Here is a 26,245-nt window from a genome sequence, read left to right as displayed (position 1 = left end):
TTTATACCTCAAATAGGCGATATCCCAGTCCTCGTACCGCTTCAATTCCTACATTAGCATCAATTTCCACAAGCTTTTTACGAAGTCTTGCAACATTAACATTTAGTGTATTTTCTTCTACAAAGCTTTCATCATCCCAAAGCTTAGAAAGTAGACTTTCACGACTTAAAACCTTTGGAGAGTTTTCCATTAAAGCAGCTGCAAGTGCAGCTTCTTTTTTTGTAAGCATAACTTTTTTATCACCATTTTCAAGAATAAGACTCTCAAAATAAAATGTGATGTTACCTCTTGATAAAGTTCGATCATGTCCATTTTTTGCATATTCTCCATATACTCTTCTTAAGTTTGCATTTATTTTTGCAACAACAACCTCAAAGGAAAAAGGCTTTGTAATATAATCATCTGCACCATTTTCAATAGCAAGTATCTGCTCAGTATCGCCAACTCTTGCTGAAATAAATATAATTGGACATTTTGATATCTGTCTTAGTTTTCTGCACCAATAAAAGCCATCATATTTAGGCAAATTAATATCCATAAGTACAATATGAGGATTAAATCTTGTAAACTCCTCTGTAACATTATTAAAATCCGTACATACTAGGCAATCAATATCGTACTTTTCTATATGATTTTTTAATAGCTCAGAAATGGAATTATCATCTTCAACTATTAATACTCTATACATAAAGCTATCTCCTCTCAACATAGACTACTATCAATTATACTATATTTCGATTAAGTTTCATAAATCTAAATGTTTCGAATATAGGAAGCCTAAATAGACCTTTAGAGTTACTTATCTATAGACAGCAAAACAGGGCAGAGATTTTTTCTCTACCCTGTCTATATTTGTTAACCTCTCTTTTCTCACCCCAGATAAGCTTGTCTAAATCTTATACAATATAAAAATTAGTTTTAATACTCATAAACCAAGCTAACATTAGCTTTTATCTTATAAGTGCCTGCTTCCACAGTCATGCCTTGTCCTGCAGAACTGTTCTTTGCAATTGAATTATATAAAACTGGATATTCAACAGGAACACCACTTGAGTTCTCTGTTATTTTCGCTGGATTTGATAATTTAACATCTATACAACCTGCTATTACTTGTGCTTTAGCTTTTGCATTTGATATAGCATTCGTTAGAGCCATATTATAATATTTTCCATAATCACTAACTCCAAAAGCTATTCCATTAGAGTTATTTGCTCCATTTGATATAGCTGTATCAATTATACTACCAACTGAACTTATATTTTTAACTGTAACACTTAAAGTACTTGTAACTGTGTATCCAACAATTGTACTGTTTCCTGTCTTATCCTCATAATTATATTTAGGACTAATAGAGTAATTAGATGTTTCAATATTCTCACTTGCCACTCCAGCCTTTTTAATAGCAGCAATAACATTATTCATAGTATCTGAATTGCTTTTCTGAGCTTCACCTACACTGCTCTTTTCTGTAGTTACTCCTAGTGTAACATATGCAATATCTGGTGCCACACTTACTTCACCATCTCCATTAACATTTATTGTTCTTGCTGCCATTTTATCTTCTGCGGCTAATACCTTGTAATTTGCAGTTGGAACTACTGCCATCAAGAAAAGAAACGTAGCTACAGACATAAATACAAATGACCATTTTGCCTTTAGTAAGTTAATACTTTTCAAATTTATCACTCCTTCTATTCTTTTATAAGTTCAACATCCTCTGGTTGAACATAAACAACATTATTTGCTAGTACAAATTGATACCCATTTTCAGTTTTCATTATATAATGCATAGACCCAATATTCTTTGAAGTCTTCATTATTAACTGCTTAGTACCATTGTCAATAGTATAAATAGATGCATTTTCTTTTATTTTGATCATATCAGTAGAAATGATCAAAGGAACAGCAAAAGGCTCCTTATAAGCTTTATCTAAATATTTTATTGGCACATAGTACTGTTTCTGAATATCATTGCCTTTACCTTCAGTTACCGGAAGAGAAAAGTATACCTTGCCATCTCTAATATCATTTAAATTAATTGAAAAACCCTTTGAAATAACTCCTACTTGTTGATTTGTACTAACATCAAAAATAGGTGCGTTTCCTATTCTGCTTGGTACCACACAAGAATTTGCTTCCTGATTTACAGAATCTCCTACTGTTACATTACCTTTAATACTGAAGGCCATACGATATCCTTTTTTGTTATTATCTAAATCTTTTTGTGAATAAACTTTGTCAGAAATAAATAAATAGTAGGTTTGCCCTAATGCATATTTTTCTGTTGGTATCACTTTTACTGTTTTGTTATTTTCTCCAATAACAAGTTTTACTGGTATCTTGCCTCCATTACTGTCCCTAACATAGATTGTATTGTCATTAACCTCTGTCTTAGAAATATCTTTTTTAAAAGTAATAAGCCATTCCTTATCTTCTGGGACATCCCAACAAGGTTTTAAATTTTTCCAGTCTTTGCTTTCCAGTTCTGATGAATTTACTAATGAAGGTAACTCTGTCCCCTTATCTGTTACGACCTTCACATGTGGAGTCCCCTGTGCAAATTTTACAATTACATATGGATAAGTTATTGCCTCTCCTACCATCGTACCCGTTGATGGTTTTGTCTCTTGAATAGTAATTTTAGAAATCCCTTCTATATCCTCAGCTGAAAGTATTTTAATTCCATATCCAATTGTATTCCTCTCTCCTAGCGAAATCATTACATAAACCTCAGAATCTTTTATACCATATTTTGCATTGTCGAAAACATAATACCCCTCATGATGCTTTAAGTTTTCAATTTCCTTTGAAAAGTTTCCTAATATAGTTTGAACTTCTTTTTCATTTAATACATATGGTTTTAGTTTGTTTGTAGTAATTCCCTGAACAGGAGTTGTAGTTCCATAGATCACTGTGGATGTAACCTCAGGCTTGATTTCTTTGGCTTTTACTAGATTTGCAGGCGCTGCTGAGACACTTGCAAAGATTAACGCCAGTATTAATACATTTTTCCTATTCATGTTTAAACCTCCTAGATTTAACTTTTAAGTCTTCATAAATATAGACGATTAAACATTATTTTTCGCTTCAAAAAATCAAAAAAATTTTTTATACTAGGTTTTATCAATTATTTTTTCTATTTCTAGAATGAAAAGATCTATTGAATCTCTATAATTCTTAAGTGTAGATATCCAACTCAAAAGGCACTGCTTACCATCTTCCGTAATATTATAATATTTTGCCAAATTGCCATTGTCAGATATCTGCTTCTTTGACACAAGCAGTCCTTTTTCTTCCATATTCTTTAACTGTCTGTATATACCAGTAGGATCGGGCTTTGCCCCATTCATCATCGAAGATTCCGCTATTTTCTTCAGGATAGCGTAACCATAAGTATCACCCTCATAAAGTACTTTAAGTATTATTGTTTGAACAAATTTATCTAAATTATCCCCCTTGCAGGAACATTTTTCATGAACCATCACGATATTAATTACCTCCTGATTTAGTTAAGCTTACACTTAGCCATGTTTCATAAATATCATCAGTAAACTTTTTAATGTCCTGTATTATAGGGAGGTTAATACAGGATAAGGACTCATCTACTGAACAACTTTTGTTTAAAAATCCTCTCTCAAGGGATTTAATGTCCGAATTTATATTAAACAAATTGTTTTTAAAAATAGAGGGATTAGCTAAAAAAGCAGCGGCAACAACATCCCAATTGTGAAAACCATTAATATCAAAGAAAGCCATCATGTTTCCAAACCAATACATACTTTTTTGTGCTATATATTGTGCCATAGCATTATCCTTTGATAGAAGCCTTGTTTTAAAATCTAACTCTGAAAAATAAGCACTAAGGCAGTTATTGCCGGTTATTACAGATAGTTTTTTTCCATTTTTCAAAACACACTCTGTAGCGGCAGGATCACAGGAAAAATTAAGCTCATCTAGATTTCTTCCATTTATAATAAGTTTCTCTGTTATTCCTCCCATTAGCACAATTTCAGATATTTTTTCAAATATAAAATTATCTACAAGATATGCAGCATAAAGGTTTGTAAGGGAACCTGTAGCTAGAATAGATATGTTTCCTTTGTGTAAGTTTACTGTTTTTACTATAAAATCTACAGCTTCACTTCTTAAATCCTGACTATCTGTACAACCTTTTAATAATGGTATATCAGTTCTTCCTAGTTCTTTTAGCATCGAAGTTGTATTGCAATATACAGTATTAATATCACTATTTCCATAGGTAGTAGTTATTCCACATAGATCTATGTTTTCTTTTCCTAAAAGATATATTAAAGCAAGGCCATCATCAACATCGCAGCCTTCAACTCCCATTGTGTTGTCGCAATCAAATATGACTTTCTTCATTATTTTGTCCTCCAATTATTTTATTAAAAATAAAAACCCAGAATACAGGCTCCTTCATATAGAGTTTCTAACTGAAAATTTGATTTATCCAATATATTCCTTTGCGTAAGTTTACCTTATAGATTGAGATCCTTTAATCAAAATTCTTTATAAATCCACATTGGGAGAATTTGTTGACAAATTATTCATAATATTATAGGATTATAGCACAAGTACTAGACTTTGTCTAATAGCATAATTACTTGTTTTGTAAAGGTTTTATTATTAGACAAGAAACTATAAAAGAGGTGATTTTTTCTTGAAAAGAATTTTATCTAGTATAATCTTATTTATTTTTATTATTTTTACTGTAGGTTGTTCAAAAAATGCTCCCCAAAGCTCAAATACTGATAAAAGCAATTTTGATGCTGTACTAAAGAATGCTAAAGGCACTACAGTAAACTTTTATGGCTGGGGTGGAGATGAAAGAACTAACAAGTGGATTGACACCAAGCTTGCCAAGTATGTAAAGGACAACTATGATATCACTTTAAAAAGAGTACCTATGGATATCGACCAAATACTCAATAAAATGCTTGGTGAAAAACAGGCTGAAAGCAAAAAAGGATCAATTGATTTGGTATGGATAAACGGAGAAAACTTTTATACAGCTAAGAAAAATGATCTCTTGTATGGACCTTTTGTTGACTATTTACCAAACTATAAAAAGTACATAAATACAAGCTCCAATGATGTTAAGTATGACTTTGGATATGAAATAAATGGCTATGAGGCGCCTTATGGAAAAGCTCAATTTGTTCTTATAAACGATTCATCAGCAACACCAGAGACGCCTAAAAACACAAAGGAACTTATGGAGTTTGCAAAGAAATATAAAGGAAAAGTTACATACCCTGCACCACCTGATTTTACTGGTAGTGCTTTTGTAAGAAACGTGGTATACGATATAGTTGGATACGACAAACTCATGAGTGTAGGAAATGATAAGAAAAAAATAAGAGAAGCTATAAAACCTGCAATGGATTATCTTAAAGAATTAAAACCATATCTCTGGAAAGAGGGAAAAACCTATCCTGCAAATATTGCACAGTTAGATAACATGTTTGCAGATAATGAATCAGTTATGACAATGTCCTACAATCCAAATTCAGTTGGAGGAATGATAGAATCGGGAAGATTTAAAGCTACTTCAAGGTCTTTTGTTTTTGATAAAGGAACAATAGGTAATACCCATTTTGTTGCAATTCCATCTAATGCTTCTAATAAAGATGGAGCCCTTGCAGTTATCAACGCAATACTTAGCCCGGAAATGCAAGCATCAAAATATAACCCTGCTGATTGGGGCGATTTACCAGTTCTTGATTATGAAAAACTTGAAAAGAATGAAAAAGACCTTTTTGATAAGGTTCCTCTTGGAAAGGGTGTAATACCACAATCTCAGCTTTTAAAGAAGAGACTTCCTGAAATGCCAGCAGATACTATTCCTGTAATAGAAGAAATATGGCAATCTGAAGTACTAGGAAGTGCTCCTAAGAAATGATTTATTCAAAATTAAAGCCATATATAATGGTACTTCCTGTGAGTTTACTCATGGTACTTTTTATATATGCACTCATAAATGGTCTAATACAAAGCTTCGGAATACTTCCTGCTGCTGGACTTACAAAATTCACCCTGCTTTACTATAAGGAAGTCTTTACTAGAACTGACATGATGTCGTCCTTATTTTTGAGTCTCTACATTTCCCTAGTATCATCGTTGATTGCGGTGATACTAGGTGTACTTATAAGTGCTGCAGCTTCTGCATCAGGAATCGTAAAAAAAAGATTCTTTCAGATTCTAAAAGTACCTATTATTCTTCCACACACCGTTGCAGCACTGCTAGTAATAAATATATTTTCACAAAGCGGGATATTATCTAGGTTATCTTATCATCTTGGTATTATACATAATCAGCAGCAGTTTGTTTCTTTAGTATTTGACAAAGGTTCCATTGGTATAATTCTTGCATATCTCTGGAAGGAGATACCTTTTGTTACACTAGTGGTAGTAACAATTATGGCAAATATAGATTCATCTTTAGGTGAGGCGGCAATAAATCTCGGGGCAACAAGGCTTAAGGCCTTTTTTAGTATTACTCTCCCTTTGTGCCTTCCTTCAATTGTTACTTCCTTTATAATTGTATTTGCCTACTCTTTTGGTGCCTTTGAAATTCCTTTTTTACTGGGGGCAACATCGCCTAAATCGCTGCCGGTTTTGACATACCTTGAATATACACACCCAGATTTGGCACATCGACCTTATGCTATGGTATTAAATAGTTTAATGACGACAATCTCTATGCTGCTTACATATATTTACTATAAAATACTTCAAAGAAACCTTCAAAAGGTAGGTGTGGATACTAATGAGTAAGCATTATACTATAACGATGAAAATAATTATATATTTAAGCTTTTTTATTGTACTTTTCCCCTTGGCTATTCTTTTAGTGTGGAGCTTTACAGGGATATGGCCTTGGCCCAACCTTATTCCAGAAAGCTTTTCTTTAAGGGCCCTAGGGGAATTATTCGATGGTTATTCCGGTGCTATAAAAATTCTTTTTTCTAGTGTCCTTATTTCTATAGCTGTAGCACTACTTTCCATTGTAATAAGCATTCCGGCAGCTAGAGCTATTGTATTATATGACTTTTTCGGCAGAAGCTTCATTAAGTTCGCTGTTTTAATGCCGGTAATTGTGCCCGTTACTACTTTTGCTATGGGTATACATATATTTTTTATTAAAATAGGCTTAAATGACTCTATACTTGGGGTAATATTGGTACATACAATTCTTTGCTTGCCCTATACTGTAAGAATTATGACTGAGGTTACAGAAGCTACAGGGGATAAGCTTGAAATGCAGGCGAGAGTTCTTGGTGCTTCCCCTTTGAGAACCTTTATTAATATAACTTTGCCAGTTGCTATGCCGGGAATAATCTCCTCAGGCAGCATGGCTTTTATAGTATCTTTTAGCCAGTATTTTATTACCTTCCTTATCGGAGGAGGAAATGTTGTTACTTATGCCATGCTTATGTTTCCTTATATTCAGAGTGAAGACAGAACAATCGCCTCTGCATATAGTGTTTTATTCATAATCTCAACCCTATTGGTTTTTATTTTATTTGAAAAAACCTTAAAAAGATACTATAAAATAGAAAATACTTATTTTTTTAGTTAAGAGGATTAAAAAATGCACAAACTTTATTTAAAAAACTTATATGTTAATTTAAATAGAAAAGAGATATTAAAAGACATTCATTTTGATGTAAAGAAAGGGGAACTTGTCTCCTTACTTGGCCCCTCAGGCTGTGGCAAAAGTACTTTACTTAAAACAATAGCAGGTCTTATTGAACCAGAGAATGGAGACATTCTAGTTGATGGAGCGCAAATAAAAGGGGTTGCCCCTGAAAAACGTGGGATAGTCATAGTATTTCAGGACCTAAGACTATTTCCTAATATGAATGTGCTGGAAAATGTTGAGTTTAGTCTTAAGATGAAAGGTATTGATAAGAATACCAGAAAAATTAAAGCTTTAGATATGCTTGAGAAAGTTGAGCTAGCAGGCTTTGAAAAGAGAAAGGTATTTGAGCTGTCCGGCGGTCAAAAGCAGAGAGTTGCTTTAGCAAGAGCTGCAGCAGCGAAACCAGAAGTACTTCTACTGGATGAACCTTTTTCAAGCCTTGATGAAAGCCTAAGACAAAAGATGAGAGAGCTTGTAATGACCCTTCAGAGGCAGCTTAAAATAACTACAATTATGGTTACTCACGATCAATCTGAAGCCTTATTGATGTCTGACAGAGTAGCTGTAATGCTTGACGGAAAGATAGTTCAATATGATACTCCTAGAAATGTTTATGAACATCCCTCCTGTCCTGAAGTTGCCAATTACTTTGGCGAAATGAATTATATTAAAGGAATGGTTGAAAAAGAAACTTTTAGGAGCCCAATTGGTGATTTTAAGGCTTCAGTTGCTGATGGAGAGTATACATTAATGCTTAAGCCAAACTGTATAAAAGTTATAAACAAACCTGGCGAATATAAGATAACAGCACTGAATTACCTTGGAGACAAATATAATGTTAGAGTTGAAGGCAATAACCTAAATCTTTTTATTACTATGCCTTCAGATAGTAACATTAAAATTGGTGATCTAGTATCTATTGAAATAGATTTTTCTAAAGGCATTTTTTACAAATTATAATTAAGAACTATTTTAGGCAAATTCAAATAACATTTTTGTTTTTCATAAATCAACTTTTGTCACTCTTTTAGATGCCTTATAGGTTTAAAATATAACTCTCTGTGCAATAATAATCCTAGTTAAAATTTAAAAAGTGTAAGGGGATTATTAGTATGCAAAAAACTAAAATGGTTTTTACTATTGGCCCAGCCAGTGAGAGCGAGGAAATTTTATCAAAATTAATTGAAGCAGGAATGAGCGCAGCAAGACTTAATTTTTCCCATGGTACTCATGAAGAACATAAAGAGAAAATGGATCTTATAAAAAAACTAAGACAAAAATATAATAAACATGTAGCTATTATGATGGATATAAAAGGTCCAAAAATAAGAACTCATAATTTTAAAGATGATAAAGTAGAATTACAAAAAGGATCAAAATTTACTATAATCTGTGGTGATGAAGTACTTGGGGATGAGACTCACTGTTCAATTAGTTATAGTGACTTGTATAAAGATGTTACTGTTGGTGATAAACTTTTAGTAGACGATGGGCTTTTAGAATTAACTATCGAATCCATAGAAGGAAATAAAATTCACTGCATAGCTGACAATACAGGCTTCATAGGAAATCACAAGGGAGTAAACGTGCCTAATGTTTCAATAAATGTACCTGCTGTAACAGATAAAGATAAGGAAGATTTGATATTTGGATGTCAAATGAATGTTGATATGGTAGCTGCCTCCTATATAAGAAAGGCAACTGATGTTTTATCAGTAAGAAAAATATTAGAAGCCAACAGTGACGAATACATTCAAATATTTTCAAAGATTGAAAGTCATGAAGGCATAAAAAACATTGACGAAATTATTAAATTCTCTGATGGAATAATGGTAGCTAGAGGTGATATGGGGGTAGAAATTCCTATAGAGCAAGTTCCTATAATTCAGAAAATGATAATAGAAAAATGTAATAAAGCAGGTAAAGCAGTTATAACTGCTACTCAGATGCTTGATTCTATGATAAGAAATCCTAGACCAACAAGAGCTGAAGCCTCCGATATAGCTAATGCTATTTTAGATGGAACTGACGCCATAATGCTTAGCGGAGAAAGTGCAAATGGTAAATATCCTGTTGAGGCCGCTCAGACTATGGCAAGAATAGCCCAGACAGCTGAAAATAAAATAAATTATGCTTCTTGCTTAGATCAAAAGAAGAAATCAACTTTAACTAATGTGGCTGATGCAATAAGTTTATCTACCTGTTTAACTGCAGCAGAGCTTGATGCTAAAGCAATAATAACTGCTACTCAGAGTGGAAGTACTGCTAAAGCAGTATCAAAGCACAGACCAGAGTGCCAAATAATCGCCGTCACTCCAAATGAAAAAGTAGCAAGAAGATTAGCTCTAAGTTGGGGCGTAATATCTATATTATCAAGAAATGTTGATTCTACAGACGAATTAATAGAAGAATCCACAAAAACAGCTCTGGAAGCCAACTATATTAAAAAAGGCGATTTAATAATCGTAGCTGCTGGTGTACCTGTTCAATATTCTGGCACTACAAATATGCTTAAAGTTGAAATTGTTCAATAGCAAACTTATTTACAGGAAAGATAATAAAATTATAGAATAACAGCATTAAATATAGAATTCTTGAAACAAAAAGTTCCCTCAAACTCAGTCTGAGGGAACAAAATAAATTAAAATCCTATTTCTACTGAATATTTATATTTATCAGCTCTATAATAACAAATTGAACATTCTACCACATTTCCAGCATCATCGTAAGATATTTTTGTTCTCTTTAGTACTGGATCATGCATCTCAATATCTAGGTACTCACATATTTGCTTATCTGCTAATACAGCTTCATAATATTCCCTCGCCTTAGTAAGTTGAATATTGTAGTTTTTTTCTAAAAACTCATATAGGGACCCCATATATTCTTCATCCTTAAGTGGAAGGTTTAAACTTTTCTTTAAATATGTTACAAAGAATACCATTGGACTATCGTTTACGTATTTTAATCTTTCAAGCTTATAGGCTTCATCACCTTTATTTACCCCTAAAAAATCTGCTATTGTTTTGCTTAATTTCACTACGCTAATTTTAGCAAACTTTGTATATTGATCAAGCCCTCTTACCCTCATTTCTTCTTTAAAACTCATTATTTTGTTTAATTTTTCTTCTATTTTATTAGATATTACAACTGTACCCTTACCTCTAGTTCTTGAAAGATACCCTTCATTTACAAGCTCATTAATAGCTTGCCTTACAGTTATCCTACTAACATTAAATCTCTCTTGAAGCTCTATTTCAGGCGGCAATACATCTCCTGGTAAATATTCTTCATTTTCAATTTTATCTTTTAACAGCTCTTTTATTTGATAATATAAAGGGGAAGCTCCTTTACTGTAATCTAACACCATCTAATATACGTCACCTCTTTTCTACTAAAGGTAAAGATTTATAAATATAATATAAATACCTCAAGTATATTTTACCATCTTATTAATTAAAATCAATTATCTAATTTTAAAATCCTCAAATTTTTAAAATCTTACATAAGCCTTTATCGTTCCTATGGTTTTCCCCTTACTTCTTCCATATGGGCTTATAGTATACTCGCCAACTTCTGCCGGTATTATAAATGTTTCTGCATAATGTACAACAAATGGTTTAAATTCACCCTTTGGACTTTCTACCACTGCTTCTTCTCCTTCAACTAAGTTTAATACATTTACTACACCATTAGCATTGTGTTGAACAAGATCATCAGACCAATGTCTTCTTGTTTCTATAAATTCTAACTCATGTAAGCCAGTTTTTTCTTCTTTTACTTTTCCGTTATCGCTAATTAACTCTATTCTATTTACAGTATTATTTTTTATCCATTCCGTTGTCCTATCCCATTGTATAACATTCTTTCCATGTTCTATATGGATAGGTCTTGGCAATCCATCGAGTCCTACTCTACCCCAATCCCAAAGTTTGAAAGTAAAGATATACGGTGTTGCACTTATCTCAAGTACCATACTATCTCTACCTGAGCAGTGGATTGTTCCTGCTGGTATTAGAAAATGATCATGTTTTTTAGCATGAAACTTATTTATATACTTTTCTGTGTTAAAAGTTATTTCTCCCCTCTGAGCTCTCTCTAAATCATTTATCATAGCCTCCTTGTCTACACCATCTTTTAAACCTAAATAGACACAAGCATCTTCTTTCGCATCTAATATATAATAGCTTTCATCCTGAGTGTAATGCATTCCGAAATTTTCTTGTATATATTCAGTCAGCGGATGTACCTGTAAACTTAAATTTTGTCCTTCCATAGTGTCTAAAAAATCAAATCTTATTGGAAACTCAGCTCCGAATCTAGCATAAACCTTTTCTCCTAATAATTCCTTAGGTCTGTATAATACTACATTTATTGAGGGAACTTCAACTCTAACATCTCCATATCTTAAATATAAGCTATTCTCTTCTGGGACACCATCAAAGCTCCATGCAAAATTTTCTTTATCTCTATCTAAATCACAAACTTCTTTCATCCATTGTCCACCCCATACCCCTGGGTCAAAATATGGTACAACTCTAAAAGGTCTCTTTGTAGCTTCAACAAGGCCCTCTCTAAAAGCATCGCCAGTAATCATTTTAGGATCATCATATATGTTTGTATCTAATAAATAGTCTATTTTATCATATAGATTTTTTTTGTGTCTATCTGTTACTCTCCACTCTATAAAAAATGCTCTCTTATATTTTCTTAAGGTATCTTCGTCATAGTTATCTGTTTTAAAATTTCCTAATTCTTTTCTTCTGTACCTTTGCTGTATTTCCCATCTTGCCAAATCTGCATAAATAAGTGTATCTCCTGGATTTATTAAGCTAGCTGCTACACCATAGATTAGAACTATTCCACTCTTTACTTCTTCAACTTTTTTCTTTATTTCTTCAATTCTTTCCTTGTCTATAAAGTCATTTATTTCTCCATAGTACATAACTCCAAAGACTCTGTCATCAGTTAAATTTCTTTTAATTAAGCTCGTTAGCTTGTCTCCATCATAAAATACGTCTTCGCTTTTTATAACACATTGAGGCTTCAATCCGCCTATTAAGGCAGTCAATACCTCACTATCCTTAACTCCTGGATAACAATCTACTGTAATTATAAACTTATCCTTGTTTATCTTACTTTTTATTTCATTTGTTATATGGTCATAACCTTTCCATGCGCTGTTTTCATATCCTTCTACAACTACTTCAGGCTCCTTATCATAATTTGCAATTCTATTTTTATTTACCAATATCACCACTCCTTGTTGCTGCATTTTATCTTTCTACAAACTTTACTTCTCCATGAACTTTGTAAACTCTATATGGAAATTCTCTATGTTCAATGGCAGCATAATTATGTCCTGCTGTAGTCGACCAACATGCACCTACTTTTAATACAGTGTTACCTACATTTACAAGTCGATGTGCATATTGTCCATTTATATAATGTAATGATCCCTTTACTATTTTTTCAGCCCACATTTCACCTGCATCATCCATAAATAATAGTAAGCCTTCACCCTCAATACCAAAGTAGTATTCAGCACAATTTCTATCTTGATGAAAATGGCCTCTAGTCATGTTACATTCTCCATCAACATATATAGGATTCATAACTGTCATGCCCCAATATAAGTTTCCTTGTTTTTCAGCTTCTCCTTCGCCGAAAGAATACACCTCGTAAACAACGGTTTCAGGGTCTTTTAACTTTAATAGCTCTTTGTTCTTATAAAGACTTTCTACATCTTTTAAATATTTTTTATAATATTCTACCCCTTCTCCGCTCATAATACCTTCTGTAACTTTATGCCATAGTTTTGGTTCAAAAACTTTCAATTTCAATTCCTCCTTTATGGAATAAAGTTATTCCAATTTTCTTTAGCTAATTCAGGATTTGATACAAATAAAAATTTATCTGGATTTTGTTGAAATTGAGTGTATATAGCTGCTTCTTTATCTATATAAAATTCTTTATATTCTCTTGGATTTTTTATTATTAATTCACTTTCTTTATATAGCTCGTTTCTTAACCATTTCATTTCTCCATCTTCTAATACAGGATACCAAGCTAACCCTTTATGCTTCCTTACTCCTGTATATTCAAATCCAAAGTCTCTTACACACCATGCACCAAAACTTAATGCTTCATTAGGATTTGCACTTATAGTGCAGTGTGCCCAACCTGGAGGAACTATAACTATTTCTCCACTTTTTGCATGAACTGCAAAACATCTTCCTGGGTTATCTTCTGCTGTCTCCTGCATATAAATAATAGCGTCACCACACCATATTTCGTAAACCTCAGGAGTTGAACTATTACATGATTTTGATATAGCATGTATATGTCCCTGAGATCTTACTGGTTCTTTACCTAATCTACCAGCAGCATACGTAACTGCTCCATATAGTAGATTTCTATCTAAAATATCTTTTTTATCTTCTTCTTTTCCAACATCCATAGCTATGGAATAAACTACTTCTGGGCCCTCACAATTTGGGTCTAATAAGCTTTTCCTTATATCATTTAATTTTCGATTTTCTACCTCTGGTCCAAAAACTCCCGCTTCATAAATAAACCCTAATGGATTATACTTAGGCTTTATGTCAAATCCTGGATAAAACATTTTGCTAACCCCCAAAAATTAATTTATTTTTTATACTCCTCAATAAGATTCAATATGTGTTTTTTCATTGGTCGTAATGCTATCCACAGCACTATGAATAGTGCAAATGAAATAATACTCAAAACAAGCATTAATATGGAACCTACCTTTACACCTGCCTTAGCCATTACCATGTATCCAAATAACATTATTGTTGTAATTATTCCAAATAATATTATCATTTTCTTTGCTCGTTTATATAAATCATACTTTCTTATTATTTCATTATTATCTTTCATAGCTCCTCCTTATTTCATTCTTCCAACTTGAAAGAGTATAAATCTTAAAGTATTAAAATGCTTGCAATTATACTGAGATTGAGATCTTGCTCTCAATCTCAGTATAATTATTAAAAAAATCTAACTAAAACTCCAACAATAGCTAATAAAATAAGTACTCCCATAACCTTTAATGGTGACATTTTTTTCTTAGCCATTAATGCCCAACAAAATACAACTAATAACAATGGCAATATTTTAGGAAATATACCATTTAAAACGTCATTGATGATAAGTTCTTTACTACCAGATGGAATTTTCCATGCAGTTGATAGGTTTACATAAGAAGCTGCTACACCACCAACAACTATAGAACCCAATAAATTAAATGACTCACGGGCACGTTGTGCTGCTTCTCCAATAATTAAATCTACTGATTTTGTTCCTAATTGATATCCTTTTAAAAATACAAAATAGCTTAATGCCGTCATTGTGCCAAGATATGTTACTATATAAAATATTGCCCCCAACGGACTCCCATCTTGTGATAATCCCATTGCTATTGAAAGTAATAAAGGTATATACATTCCAGGAATCATAGCATCTCCTATTCCTGCTAATGGTCCCATTAGACCTATTTTTATACCATTTATAACTTCATCATCTATTTCAGTACCATTGGCTCTTTCTTCTTCTAATCCGCACATAATACCATTAATTATTGATCCTAACTGCGGTTCAGTGTTATAAAAAGTAGCATGTCTTTCTAACGCTTTTATCTCCTCTTCTTTATTTCCACCATATAATTCTTTAATTACCGGAATCATAGATACAGCAAAACCAAAAGTTTCTAACCATTCAAATGACATTGAGGATAAATTCCCAACTTGCCATGACCACCAAGATTTTCTAAGAGTTTTTTTACTTAATTTTTTTACATTCTCAGCCATCCTATAACTCCTCCTCTACATCTGAAATGTTGTTATCAGATACTGCTACTGTTTTTACAGCGCTATACTTGAAATTTAAATATGCAAAGAAAGTTCCAACTATTGCTAAAGCAATCATGTTAAGTTTCATGGCTGCTATAAATGTAAAACCTATAAGGAAATATATTAACTCTATATCCTTCTTAGTTACTTGTCTTAAAAGAATTGCAACACCAACTGCTGGAAGCATTCCGCCTAACGCTGTTAATGTACGCATTGTAAATGAAGTTACTGGAAAATAATTTATTATATTTGTTGCTATGCCAGAACCAAAATAGACTACTAAAAAAGTTGGTATGAAACGATATAAGAATTGAGTTACTTGCGGACCTATATAATGATTGAATCTTAAACCATTATAATCTCCATTTTGTAGGGCCTTTAAAGCTCTATGATTCCAGAAAGAGTTTGACAACATCATAAAATTGTGGAATATTGTTCCTATTGCACCTACTGCTGTCGCTATAGCTACTGATGATTGTACAGTAGCACCTCCCTTTACTGCCATGACACCAAGGGTTACACCTATATAAGCTGCAGCATTTAAATCTTGCGGCATCTGTCCTCCTGGTGTGACAAGTGCTATAAATACAACTTGAACAGCTATTCCTACTAATATACCAGTTTGAACATCTCCCAATATTAATCCTATTATAAACCCAGATACTAGAGGACGAGTTAATGTATACCATCCTCCTGTAAGTCCTAATACCCAAGGAACGGAAAGTGAGCCTAAATAGGCAAAAATACCAATAAGAAATGCTTGAAACATATTAATATGCATACTAATCCCCCTCTATTTTTTTATCATTTTTTCTCTTACATTACTCCATAATACACTTTTCCCATCTGGAACAAGTCTAAAATCTATATCATATCCTTTTTGGAACATTCTTTCATATGCTTCTATTTCTTCCTCTGTTATATCTGCATTGTTATTTACATTTTTAGTTTCCGGACGAGCACTCTGAGGGCCTACATTTATGTTTTTTATTTCTACTTTTAAGTCATTTTCTACTAAAAGCTTAGCCATAGTTATCGGCTCTTTTGTTATTAGAAAGTATTTCTTTTCACTTTTAATAGCTTGTTCCATTTTAGTTAAGAACTCTTCATATGTGTAGATCAAAGTTTTTTTAGTAGAAGCAGCTTTTAAAGCTGACTTTAATATATTATCCTTTGCTGCTTTGTCATTTACTGCTAATATACCATCACATGGATACTCCATGGACCATCTTGTAACAACCTGTCCATGTATTATTCTGTCATCTATTCTTACGAAAGTTATAGCCATAATGTTTCCTCCTTATAAATCACTATCTTCTTCATCTTCTATTTCAAATTTACCTATTCCATCTCTCGCAGCTTTAATTAATTCTTCTACGTCATCTTCACTTAATTCATTTTCCATGAATAATGTTGTAAGAAGCATAGGTAAATTTAATCCTGAAATTACTTTTGATTTGTTTAAAAGTTCTTTTTGCGAAAGTAATGTTACTGCTGATGTATATGGTGAACCACCTTTTAGATCAGCCAATACAATTATTTCATTGCAATCCTTACTATTATTAATAAGTTCATTTAACTTCTCTTTAAACAATTCAATACCCATATTTTCTTCTAAACCCAAATAACATACATCTTTCAAATCTCCATAAATCATATTTGCAGCTTCAAATACACCTTTTGCTAGAGTTCCGTGACTTACTAAAAATATCTTTCTCATTCATACTTTCCCCTTTCGTAGCTCTGCTAAAAATATGGCAATTCCACCTCCTTATCTAAAAAATCAATTAATTAGTGAAAAGAAGTTTGTCCTAATTATTAGTCCGATTAAATTTATAACATTATAATGTTATAACATTATAATGTTATTATAGTATAACGTTAAATATATTGTCAACGTTTTCTTAAAATTTTATACTCCTTTATTTCATATTAATTATTTTAGCTATAACTACTTCATAATAAGGCTATGTTCTTGGCGAATTGAATCATATTAAATAGGAAATTATCAATTTAAAATTCATATTATTTACACATACTATAAATAATTATTAATACTTGGAGGTATCTACATGACAATTCTTGAAACCTTACTAAGAGCATTATTTGGATTTTCAATGCTGTTAATTTATATTCGTTTTTTAGGAAAAAAGCAGTTAGGTGAACTAACTTTTTTTAATTATATTACTGGTGTTTCATTAGGAAATATTGCTGGCGATATGATTGTACATAAAGATGTAAAGCCCCTTAATGCTTTTATAGGTATAACTCTTTGGGTAGCTCTTACATTTTTGCTTGGATACGTGAGTTTAAAATCCATGAAGGCTAGAAGAATAATTAATGGTGAACCTTCTATAGTAATAAAAAATGGAGTTATTCTACATGACATACTAGATTCCCATGGAATAAATATGGATGATCTTGGTATGCTTTTAAGAAATAATAGTATTTTTTCTATCAAGGATGTAGATTACGCAATTTTAGAGCCCAATGGTCAATTAAGCGTACTTAAAAAAGTTGAAAGAGAAGTAATTACAAAAAGTGACTTAAGGATTCACACCAGTCCACGGAGATATTTACCTACAGAAATTATTGTAGATGGTATAATCATAGAGAGAAACTTGAGAGAACAGAATTTGGATAATGCATGGCTTGGTCAACAGTTAACTCAATCAAACGTAGGTACAGTGTCAGATATTTTTTACGCACAACTACAGGAAGATGGAAGCCTTTATATAATTAAGAAATAAATCTTATTAAAGACGCCAACACTATAATAAAAAGTTCCCTCAAACTCAATCTGAGGGAACAAAATAAATTAGAATCCTATTTCTGCTGAATATTAACTCACTTACAAATTTCCTTTTTTATATGAATACATATAAAGCATCACCATAAAGAAAACAGCAATACAAGACAATATAAAGGTTAACGGCCAAACAGCAGTAATTCCTGATAAATCTATATATTTTCCCATAAGTGATGTTCCAAGAGCAGCCCCTGTAGCCCAACTCAGGTTCCCAACTGCGCTGAATCTAGCTCTATAATTAGCAGGACTATTGTTAGCCACATACACTCCAAAATTTGTAACAGTTAGTATTTCACCAATTGTCCATAGTACTGTTGATAACATAAATAGAGGAAAAGATCTTACTATTCCAATCATACCAAAACCCACAGCATAAAGTACTCCTGCTATTATCATATTGGGTAGGGCATGTAGTTTTCGTGTGAAGCTAGTAATAAATACAGTTAGGAAAATAACTGTGCAAGCATTTACACTCATTAGAAAACCAAATTTCTCTGCTCCATTTCCCATATAAACATTGTCTAGCATCAAAGGTAAAGAAAATCTATGCTGCGTGTATACTACACTATATATGATGTAAATAACTAGAAATATTAAAATCTGTGGACGTCTTAAAAGAACTTCAAAAACATTACCTTCTTCTGCTTTTTCTTTTGAAGCTGCTGCTTCTGTTTCATTTGACGGCTTAGTTTCATCTATATATACAATAAATAGAATCACTGCTGTTAATGATGTTAATGCATCACCTATAAAAAGCATAGGAAGAAAATTATTAAATAAGAAGCCTGCTACAATAGGACCAATGGATACTCCCAAATTTATACCTAAATATAGAAGTGAGTAACCAGCTTGTCTCCTATCTGGAGGCAAAACATCTGCAATTATTGCATTTAAAGGCGGTCTAACAGCCCCATTAAAAAAAGTTGAGGTCAAAAGAAAAGAGACAATAATATATGGATTGGTTATAAAGGCACAGGGTATTAGTGCTAAAGCCGCTGTTGTCTGAGCAAAAATATAGGTCTTTTTTCTTCCAATTTGATCTGCGAATTTACCTCCTGCTATAGCCCCAGGTATACTGAGAATAGATTCAATCATAACAATTATTCCAACTATCTGGAAAGACAGTCCTAGTTTTTTCGTCAAAAATAATGTCATAAATGGCAGCACAAAATCCCCGAATCTATTTACTACCTGAACTAAAAACAATATGTATACGCCTTTCGGTAATCCTTTGTAGATATTAAACCTTTTAAACATTACTTGCCTATCCCTTCTAAAGTTAATATATAAATTTACATTCTCATGTTCTGTAGTAATTTATGTTAAATATATGAAAATTATATATTAAATTATTAAAAATTACCATACAAATTATTTACACTAAAGGAGGTTATGTTATTTATGGTACTATTTTCCATCATATACCATCACTTTATTTCTACCTGTTTTTTTAGCTTCATATAATGCAAGGTCTGCATTTTCAAGAAGCATGTCTATATTATTAGTTTTATCAGGATACATTGAAACTCCTATAGAAACTGTCACATAAATACTAACCTTATCAGAAATATAAAATTTATTTGCTTCAACATTTTTTCTTATTCTCTCTGCAATTCTAGCTGCATTAGAAGCTGAACAATCTAGTAATAATACAGTGAATTCTTCCCCTCCATTACGGGATATAATATCAATTTCTCTGCATGCATTACGTAAAATATCAGCTAAATTCCTTAGTATAGTATCACCTGCAATGTGTCCATAAGTGTCATTTATCTTTTTAAAATAATCAATATCTAAATATAGTAAAGATAGATTTTTTCCATTCTTAATTGTTTGCTTAGAAACATTATTAAAAATCTTGTCAAACTGCCTTACATTATTTAAGCCAGTTAAAAAGTCCGTTGTTGCTTCATTTCTCAATCTATTATAAAATTCAACAAGCTCACATAAGTACTCAGTATATCTATATACAAAATAAGATACAAATGAAATCCCAATATAGTATACTAGTAGAAGCTTGAGTAAAAATGTTTTATCCTTAATAAGAATTATATATGAAATAGTACTAACTAAATTTGAATATATAACAGAATAAATCCATTTTTCCCTTCTTGTTTTTTTAATAATGGAGATAACTCCAAAGCCTATTCCAGAAAACATAGTAGCTATTATAGAAACTACAGCAGCTGTAGAAATTCCAAAATACAAAGTTCGAAAAAAGCACATCATCATAACGGTTATTATAGGTGGTATAATTCCACCGAAAATAGCCGATAGCATAATTGGTACTGTTCGAAAATCCATTACTATTGTGGAAGTAATATGTACTCCAAACAACATTAATAAGACCCCTAATGAACCACAGCATGCCCCAATTAATATTTTTAAAGATATTGATGGATTCCTAGATATATTTCTATTTATTACGAAATTATGAGAAACACTTATAAATGTGATTAAAATACATGCATTAATAAATAAATCAACAACCATTGTAATACTCTCCCCAAAGTATAAAGTGACCATTCTAAATAAGCATATTAATTATATACTATTTCATTCTAATTCTACAATTTATTTTATGGTAAGTTATTCCTCAAGTTTCCTATATGAATTTATAAAAGACTAACTAATACTTTATTAATGCCTATTATATTCCAACCGCCTTCGTGAATGTATATTTTGGTGCTTTGGGTGAAATCTATATAATAAAGTAGCTTAATTATAATAATTAATTTATACTAATGTATAATGAAAAAATAATTAATATATTAGAACAGAGTAGTATTTAAAGGAGGAAACAAAAATGATCAACAAAATAGGAAAAATAACACTATACGTAAACAACCAAGATGAAGCTAAAAAGTTCTGGACTGAAAAATTGAATTTTGTAGTTAAATTTGAGCAATCAATGGGGCCTAACATGAAATGGTTAGAAGTTGGACCAAGTGAAAGTGAATTTACAACCTTTGTTTTATATGATAAAAATCTAATGATGTCTCAAAATCCATCAACTAACGTTTCACATCCTTCTATAATATTAAGCACTACTGATATTGAGAATGCTTATAACAAAATAAAGGAAAATGATGTTGAGGTAGGAGATCTTATGAATATGCCATATGGAAAGATGTTTTCATTTAAAGATCAAGATGGAAATGAATACTTACTACGTGAAGACATGTAATATTTATTAAATACATACCAAGAGCTTGAAGAGCAACTTTTATTGCTTATAGAAGGAGCTTTAACTAAATCAACGAATTATCTTAGCAAAAAGTGTGATAACCATCCTATAGTTATCACACTTTTTTAGCTATCTTACAGCTATTTTTTTCTTATACTCTATAAACTCATCCACCGTAAGGAATGTCTCATAAAACCCCAATCTTTTGCAAAGCTTAGTTATATGAGGAGCTTCCAAGTAAGCTTTTTTTAGTTCCTCTTCTCTTGAAAAGATCTCTCTTGTGCAGTCGTCCATAAGCATTTTCCCTTGAGTAAATACAATGACTCTTTCAAAGCATTCTGCAACAAAGTCCATGTCGTGAATTATAGTTATTACAAGTTTATTTTTCTCTCTCAGCTTAAATATTATATCTTTTATTTTTTCTCTTCCTTCATAATCCTGAGCAATAGTAGGCTCATCAAATATTATGATATCTGTATCCATAGATATTATAGAAGCTATAGTTATAAGTTTTCTTTCAGACAAGCTTAGATCATAAGGATTACTATCTTGTAAGTGCTCTAGGCCTAGCATTTTTAGAGCCTCTATAGAATTTTTATGGGCTAAATCTTTGCCTTGTCCAACATTTAAAGCTCCAAACATAACTTCATCTATTACTTTGTTCTTAAATATTTGGTCGTTTGGATTTTGAAAAACAAGTCCTATTTTTGATGCTAAACTAGCAGCAGTTGCTTCTTTAGTATTTACTCCACCAATGTATATGTCTCCACTGGAAGGCTTTAAAAGTCCTTTTAGAAGCTTTACAAAGGTAGTTTTTCCTGCACCATTTTGGCCAATTATTGCCGTACTTCTATTGTCTAACTCTAGATTTATTCCTTTTAAAATCTCGCTACCTTCATTGTATTCAAAACGAAGATTCTTAACTTGAATTTTTTTATCCATTTGAATTCACCACCAAATCATAAGCTTCTTCCAAGGTTACCGGATACAGCCCAGTTTTAGGATTTACTAAGTGTAACTTTTTGCATATCTCAGTATAGGAAGGCTCTTTAACGCCATACTCTCTTAAGTCCTCTCTTGAAAAAACTTTTTCTGGTACATCATAATCTATTAACTTACCTTCATTTAAAAGCATAACCTTATCAGAGTATTGAGCTATCTTTTCAATCTTGTGCTCTACCATTACTACAGTCATGCCTTCTTTACTTAATTTATGAACCGCTTTAAACACCTCTTCAGAACCTTGAGGGTCAAGCTGTGATGTAGGTTCATCTAAAACTATTATATCTGGCTTCATTGCTATAATGCTTGCAATGGCCATTCTCTGCATTTGTCCTCCAGATAGTGCAAAAGGATTTCTGTCCTTAAATTTATCCATGCCCAAAAGTTCTAAAGCATAGTCTATTCTGTTTTTCATTTCTTCTCTTGAAAGTCCCATATTTTCAAGTCCAAATGCAATTTCTTCATACACAGTGAGCTTAGAACCTGTAACTTGAGTAAAGGGATTCTGAAAAACTATTCCTACCTTTAAGGATAAATCACTTATTGGGGTTTTTCTTACTTCTAATCCATCAATTAAAACTTTACCGCCATATCCACCAAAGAAGAAGTTAGGTACTAACCCAGTTAAAGCTTGACATAAGGTTGATTTGCCTGCCCCATTTCTACCTATAACCCCTATAAATTCTCCTTCTTCTATATCAAAGGATATACCCTTTAATGATAAGTCCTTTGCTAGAGGATACTTGTATTTTAGATTTTCCACTACTATTTTCTTCATAGGACTACCCTCCCTACTACAGCCGCAACTATTAGTAAAATCATAGATATTCTAAGTACGCCATTAAACTTAGGGTAAACTCTTTCATTTAAAAAAGTCTTTTGTCTTGTAGAGGAAAAACCTCTAACCTCTAGAGCCATAGCTCTTTCTCTAGTTGCTATTAAAGAGTTCATAACTACAGGTCCTATAAGTGGAAAGAAGGCTTTTAATCTGGTAGTTAACTTCCCCTCTGTTTCCATGCCTCTTGATTTTTGGGCATCCATTATGGTTTCCATAGTAGATGTCATTTGAGGAATTATTTGCAGCACTGAGCTTAAAACGTACCCTATCTTAGGTGATAAACCCTTCTGAACAAGTTCTTCTATTAAATCTGAAGGCCTTGTAGTTAAAACTAATATGGAAAAAGCACAAAGTATATTAATAACCCTTAAACATATAAGAAAAGCATGGTATAAGCCTTCCTTATAAAAACTTATCTTCCCAATCGAAAATGCAACGTTCTTATTCTCCGGAAAGAATAGTCCCTGAATTATTACTATAGATATAAGAATAAGTAAACTGAAATTTATAATAGGCATAACCTTTTTAAAAACCTTGGCATTGCATATTAATATAAAACTTACTAATATACATGCTAAAGCTGATATTTCATTTGGAATTATTGCTGTAATAGCTATAGCTGCTACTATATATATAAGTTTATTAATTGGATCAATGTTATGTACAAAACTATTTCCCTCTTGATACAAACTTAAACTTTTCATGTGATCACCTCACTTCTAAATACTAATCTAAATCATAAACTTCGTTGTTTTGATATAAAACCGTTAATGCCTTTGGTAAGCCTTTAAATATAGCATAGCTTATTAAAACTGTAGCTATTTTATCTGGAATATCTACCGCTAATTCATCCATTAATGAAGCTATCCAAATAGGCTGTCCTTTAGATATTAAGAATGCATATAGGGTATCTCCCCATAGATTACCGGTTTGTCCACCCCAAAAGGCTATATTTATTGGAGTAGATACACAAGCTGCGACTAACGCTACTATGATTCCAGCAACAACTGCTGTAAATAAGTTTTTTACAAAACCTTTATAACTTAAATAACCTAATACAAGTCCTACAGAAATTGAAGTTAAGGCATATATGAAAGATATTGGGTCCATGGTTAATCCATAAATGATATTATTTATAGCGCCACTTATGGCTCCAACTACAGGTCCTGCTAAAATACTTGCAAGCATAGTTCCTATGGCATCTAACCATAATGGCAGCTTTAATATTCCTGCGAAGAGCTTACCTATGTAATTTATGCCTACTGCCGCTGGAATAAGAACTAAAGACGTAGTTGAAAGCTTTAATGACCAGCCTTTGTTTTTACTCATAACATCCCCTCCATTTAAATTTTATTATTATATTCATAAACCGCTTCTAATGCAGTTAATATCTCCTTTTTTTCTCCATCTAAAGTCCCATTCTCCCCATCAACATAACTGTTTATGTCTTCTCCTAAGTTACCATCCATTTCTACAACTACATTTAAAATGGACGCAGTTTTTAGTCCTCTTAAAGCTCCTATTACAAACAACGCGGAGCTTTCCATGTCAGCACCTAAAATTCCTTTTTTGCTCCAGTAGCTATCTATAGCTTCTTCCTCATCAGTATAAAAACTGTCATGGCTTCTTGCTATGCCTATGTGATAAGAAAAACCTTGCTTTTTTGCACTATTGATTATTTCAAATAGAAGCTCTGTGTCAGGTACTGCCGGGTATTTTTCTTCAACATATGCCCTGGAAGCTCCATCATCCCTTACTATTCCATTAGGTATAATAAGATCTCCAAGCTTTATTCCTTCTTGGTTAGCTCCACAACTTCCAATTCTTATTAAAACCTCAATACCTATATTTTTAAGTTCTTCTACCGCTATGCCTGTAGATGCTCCTCCCATACCTGTAGACATAGCAAGTATCTTTATCTCTTTATAATATCCTACTAAGGATTTATACTCTCTGTTAAACTCAACTTCTTCAACATTTTCTAGAAACTCTGCTATCCTGTCTACCCTCTTAGGATCTCCAGGAAGTATAGCATATTTTACCTTTAAATCCTCCGAACATCTTATATGTGGTTGAACTAATGACATGATTATTCCTCCGTTTATGCATTTTTCTTTGTCAGTGCTTTAAGTTTATTCAAATCCTTAATGAAAACCTGAGAATTGCTTATTTCTAAAATATCTTTTTTCTTAAGCTCCATGAAAGTTCTATTTAAACTTCTCTTTGTTACCGCAAACTGTCCACTTAAAGTATCCTTGTCTATTTTTATAGTGGTACTGCCGCTTTTATTATAAGCTTTTAAAAGATAACTGCTTATTCTTTCTCTTAGTGTATATAAAGTGTCTACAGCTGATTTCTGAGAAAGAGTGTAAAATGCTGCACATATCTGTTCTGTAATATATCTGGATATATTTTTGTCCATATCATACCACTTTAAAAAGTAATCTCTTTTTAAAGCTAAAAGTTTTATATCTGTCAATGCTTCAATGGAACAACTGTAAGGCACATTGTTGAATATCTCTAGCTCTCCAATAAAATTCCCTTTCTTATATATAGACTGAGAGTATCTCTTTCCATGGTCAGACATAATAAATATATTAGCTTCTCCTTCAATTATGATAAAAAAGTATGGATATAGTTCTTCTTGTCTTAAAAACACTTTACCTTTTTTATATTTAAATATCTCCCACTGCTTAAGTATTTCATAGGGGCAAGACTTTAAGATATCATAAATAACTTTTTCTTTTTCAATAACCTCTACTACTTTCAAAATACTCATCTCTTGTTTTCTCCTTTATGATAATATATTTAAACCTTTACATACAGGACAAATGTCCCAATTAGAATTATAGCAACAATTGAAAATAAA

At 32.1% G+C, this 26,245-nt stretch carries 29 protein-coding genes; 7 read left to right on the top strand and 22 right to left on the bottom strand.

Going from position 1 to position 26,245, the window contains the following annotated elements:
• Position 1: 1 nt before the first annotated feature.
• The 5 genes from ACZ5N4_RS07995 to ACZ5N4_RS07975 form a co-directional block, all read right to left on the bottom strand.
• Positions 2–688, bottom strand: a complete 687-nt coding sequence (locus ACZ5N4_RS07995; protein WP_464208779.1) for a response regulator — start codon at positions 686–688, stop codon at positions 2–4.
• Positions 689–918: 230 nt separating this feature from the next.
• Entirely contained in the window at positions 919–1,686 is a 768-nt protein-coding gene (locus tag ACZ5N4_RS07990; RefSeq protein WP_464208777.1) for an SIMPL domain-containing protein, read from the bottom strand.
• A gap of 5 nt (positions 1,687–1,691) precedes the next feature.
• Complete coding sequence (locus ACZ5N4_RS07985) at positions 1,692–3,020, bottom strand: protease complex subunit PrcB family protein (RefSeq protein WP_464208775.1); 1,329 nt, start codon at positions 3,018–3,020, stop codon at positions 1,692–1,694.
• Positions 3,021–3,113: 93 nt separating this feature from the next.
• Entirely contained in the window at positions 3,114–3,482 is a 369-nt protein-coding gene (locus tag ACZ5N4_RS07980) for a PadR family transcriptional regulator (RefSeq protein WP_464210868.1), read from the bottom strand.
• Between the two features lie 7 nt (positions 3,483–3,489).
• Complete coding sequence (locus ACZ5N4_RS07975) at positions 3,490–4,383, bottom strand: nucleoside hydrolase (RefSeq protein ID WP_464208773.1); 894 nt, start codon at positions 4,381–4,383, stop codon at positions 3,490–3,492.
• Between the two features lie 298 nt (positions 4,384–4,681).
• Between ACZ5N4_RS07975 and ACZ5N4_RS07970 the strand changes: the two genes are divergently transcribed.
• The 5 genes from ACZ5N4_RS07970 (at position 4,682) to pyk (ending at position 10,200) form a co-directional block, all read left to right on the top strand.
• Positions 4,682–5,923 (top strand): ABC transporter substrate-binding protein, encoded by a 1,242-nt coding sequence (locus ACZ5N4_RS07970; protein WP_464208771.1) that lies wholly within the window; start codon positions 4,682–4,684, stop codon positions 5,921–5,923.
• Positions 5,920–6,798 (top strand): ABC transporter permease, encoded by an 879-nt coding sequence (locus ACZ5N4_RS07965; RefSeq protein ID WP_464208769.1) that lies wholly within the window; start codon positions 5,920–5,922, stop codon positions 6,796–6,798. Before ACZ5N4_RS07970 ends, ACZ5N4_RS07965 begins: the two co-directional genes overlap by 4 nt.
• Positions 6,791–7,603 carry an ABC transporter permease gene (locus ACZ5N4_RS07960; RefSeq protein ID WP_464208767.1) on the top strand — a complete coding sequence of 271 codons (813 nt, stop codon included), beginning with the start codon at positions 6,791–6,793 and terminating at the stop codon, positions 7,601–7,603. Before ACZ5N4_RS07965 ends, ACZ5N4_RS07960 begins: the two co-directional genes overlap by 8 nt.
• 12 nt (positions 7,604–7,615) lie before the next feature.
• Positions 7,616–8,626 (top strand): ABC transporter ATP-binding protein, encoded by a 1,011-nt coding sequence (locus ACZ5N4_RS07955; RefSeq protein ID WP_464208766.1) that lies wholly within the window; start codon positions 7,616–7,618, stop codon positions 8,624–8,626.
• Positions 8,627–8,778: 152 nt separating this feature from the next.
• Positions 8,779–10,200, top strand: coding sequence for a pyruvate kinase (pyk, locus tag ACZ5N4_RS07950; RefSeq protein ID WP_464208764.1), 1,422 nt, complete (start codon positions 8,779–8,781; stop codon positions 10,198–10,200).
• A gap of 107 nt (positions 10,201–10,307) precedes the next feature.
• Here pyk and ACZ5N4_RS07945 read toward each other — a convergent pair whose 3' ends face one another.
• From ACZ5N4_RS07945 to ACZ5N4_RS07905, 9 genes are all read right to left on the bottom strand, one after another.
• The gene (locus ACZ5N4_RS07945) at positions 10,308–11,036 is read right to left on the bottom strand and encodes a GntR family transcriptional regulator (protein WP_464208762.1); all 729 of its coding nucleotides are present in this window, start codon (positions 11,034–11,036) and stop codon (positions 10,308–10,310) included.
• Between the two features lie 123 nt (positions 11,037–11,159).
• A complete protein-coding gene (locus ACZ5N4_RS07940; RefSeq protein ID WP_464208761.1) occupies positions 11,160–12,917 on the bottom strand; it encodes a class I mannose-6-phosphate isomerase in 1,758 nt (585 codons plus the stop codon).
• 25 nt (positions 12,918–12,942) lie between these two features.
• Positions 12,943–13,503, bottom strand: a complete 561-nt coding sequence (locus ACZ5N4_RS07935) for a glucose-6-phosphate isomerase family protein (protein WP_464208759.1) — start codon at positions 13,501–13,503, stop codon at positions 12,943–12,945.
• 14 nt (positions 13,504–13,517) lie between these two features.
• Positions 13,518–14,291, bottom strand: coding sequence for a glucose-6-phosphate isomerase family protein (locus ACZ5N4_RS07930; protein ID WP_464208757.1), 774 nt, complete (start codon positions 14,289–14,291; stop codon positions 13,518–13,520).
• 23 nt (positions 14,292–14,314) lie between these two features.
• Positions 14,315–14,569, bottom strand: a complete 255-nt coding sequence (locus ACZ5N4_RS07925) for a hypothetical protein (protein WP_464208755.1) — start codon at positions 14,567–14,569, stop codon at positions 14,315–14,317.
• Between the two features lie 110 nt (positions 14,570–14,679).
• The gene (locus tag ACZ5N4_RS07920) at positions 14,680–15,498 is read right to left on the bottom strand and encodes a PTS system mannose/fructose/sorbose family transporter subunit IID (protein WP_464208754.1); all 819 of its coding nucleotides are present in this window, start codon (positions 15,496–15,498) and stop codon (positions 14,680–14,682) included.
• A gap of 1 nt (position 15,499) precedes the next feature.
• Complete coding sequence (locus tag ACZ5N4_RS07915; protein ID WP_464208752.1) at positions 15,500–16,321, bottom strand: PTS mannose/fructose/sorbose/N-acetylgalactosamine transporter subunit IIC; 822 nt, start codon at positions 16,319–16,321, stop codon at positions 15,500–15,502.
• Between the two features lie 12 nt (positions 16,322–16,333).
• Positions 16,334–16,828, bottom strand: coding sequence for a PTS sugar transporter subunit IIB (locus tag ACZ5N4_RS07910; protein WP_464208750.1), 495 nt, complete (start codon positions 16,826–16,828; stop codon positions 16,334–16,336).
• A gap of 12 nt (positions 16,829–16,840) precedes the next feature.
• Positions 16,841–17,260, bottom strand: a complete 420-nt coding sequence (locus ACZ5N4_RS07905; protein WP_464208748.1) for a PTS sugar transporter subunit IIA — start codon at positions 17,258–17,260, stop codon at positions 16,841–16,843.
• A gap of 352 nt (positions 17,261–17,612) precedes the next feature.
• Between ACZ5N4_RS07905 and ACZ5N4_RS07900 the strand changes: the two genes are divergently transcribed.
• Entirely contained in the window at positions 17,613–18,290 is a 678-nt protein-coding gene (locus ACZ5N4_RS07900) for a DUF421 domain-containing protein (RefSeq protein WP_464208746.1), read from the top strand.
• A 101-nt stretch (positions 18,291–18,391) separates the two neighbouring features.
• Here the strand turns inward: ACZ5N4_RS07900 and ACZ5N4_RS07895 are convergent, their stop codons facing one another.
• Both ACZ5N4_RS07895 and ACZ5N4_RS07890 read right to left on the bottom strand, forming a co-directional pair.
• Positions 18,392–19,606, bottom strand: coding sequence for an MDR family MFS transporter (locus ACZ5N4_RS07895; RefSeq protein WP_464208744.1), 1,215 nt, complete (start codon positions 19,604–19,606; stop codon positions 18,392–18,394).
• A 150-nt stretch (positions 19,607–19,756) separates the two neighbouring features.
• Positions 19,757–20,842: a diguanylate cyclase gene (locus tag ACZ5N4_RS07890; RefSeq protein WP_464208742.1), complete on the bottom strand. Its 1,086-nt coding sequence runs from the start codon at positions 20,840–20,842 to the stop codon at positions 19,757–19,759.
• A 313-nt stretch (positions 20,843–21,155) separates the two neighbouring features.
• Here ACZ5N4_RS07890 and ACZ5N4_RS07885 point away from each other — a divergent pair, with 313 nt between their 5' ends.
• Positions 21,156–21,536, top strand: a complete 381-nt coding sequence (locus ACZ5N4_RS07885; RefSeq protein WP_464208740.1) for a VOC family protein — start codon at positions 21,156–21,158, stop codon at positions 21,534–21,536.
• 129 nt (positions 21,537–21,665) lie between these two features.
• Here ACZ5N4_RS07885 and ACZ5N4_RS07880 read toward each other — a convergent pair whose 3' ends face one another.
• From ACZ5N4_RS07880 to ACZ5N4_RS07855, 6 genes are read right to left on the bottom strand one after another with little or no spacing between them, the layout of a single operon-like run.
• Entirely contained in the window at positions 21,666–22,478 is an 813-nt protein-coding gene (locus ACZ5N4_RS07880) for an energy-coupling factor ABC transporter ATP-binding protein (protein WP_464208738.1), read from the bottom strand.
• A complete protein-coding gene (locus tag ACZ5N4_RS07875; protein WP_464208736.1) occupies positions 22,471–23,316 on the bottom strand; it encodes an energy-coupling factor ABC transporter ATP-binding protein in 846 nt (281 codons plus the stop codon). The genes ACZ5N4_RS07880 and ACZ5N4_RS07875 overlap by 8 nt, the downstream gene beginning before the upstream one ends.
• On the bottom strand, positions 23,313–24,080 hold the full coding sequence (locus ACZ5N4_RS07870; RefSeq protein WP_464208734.1) for an energy-coupling factor transporter transmembrane component T family protein: 768 nt from the start codon (positions 24,078–24,080) through the stop codon (positions 23,313–23,315). Before ACZ5N4_RS07870 ends, ACZ5N4_RS07875 begins: the two co-directional genes overlap by 4 nt.
• 22 nt (positions 24,081–24,102) lie before the next feature.
• The gene (locus ACZ5N4_RS07865; RefSeq protein ID WP_464208732.1) at positions 24,103–24,705 is read right to left on the bottom strand and encodes an ECF transporter S component; all 603 of its coding nucleotides are present in this window, start codon (positions 24,703–24,705) and stop codon (positions 24,103–24,105) included.
• 14 nt (positions 24,706–24,719) lie between these two features.
• The gene (locus ACZ5N4_RS07860) at positions 24,720–25,463 is read right to left on the bottom strand and encodes a nucleoside phosphorylase (RefSeq protein WP_464208730.1); all 744 of its coding nucleotides are present in this window, start codon (positions 25,461–25,463) and stop codon (positions 24,720–24,722) included.
• A 14-nt stretch (positions 25,464–25,477) separates the two neighbouring features.
• On the bottom strand, positions 25,478–26,155 hold the full coding sequence (locus ACZ5N4_RS07855) for a Crp/Fnr family transcriptional regulator (RefSeq protein WP_464208728.1): 678 nt from the start codon (positions 26,153–26,155) through the stop codon (positions 25,478–25,480).
• Positions 26,156–26,245 lie beyond the last annotated feature (90 nt).

It is taken from the genome of Clostridium nitrophenolicum (assembly GCF_055391695.1).
This window is presented reverse-complemented; position numbering and strand designations above follow the sequence as displayed.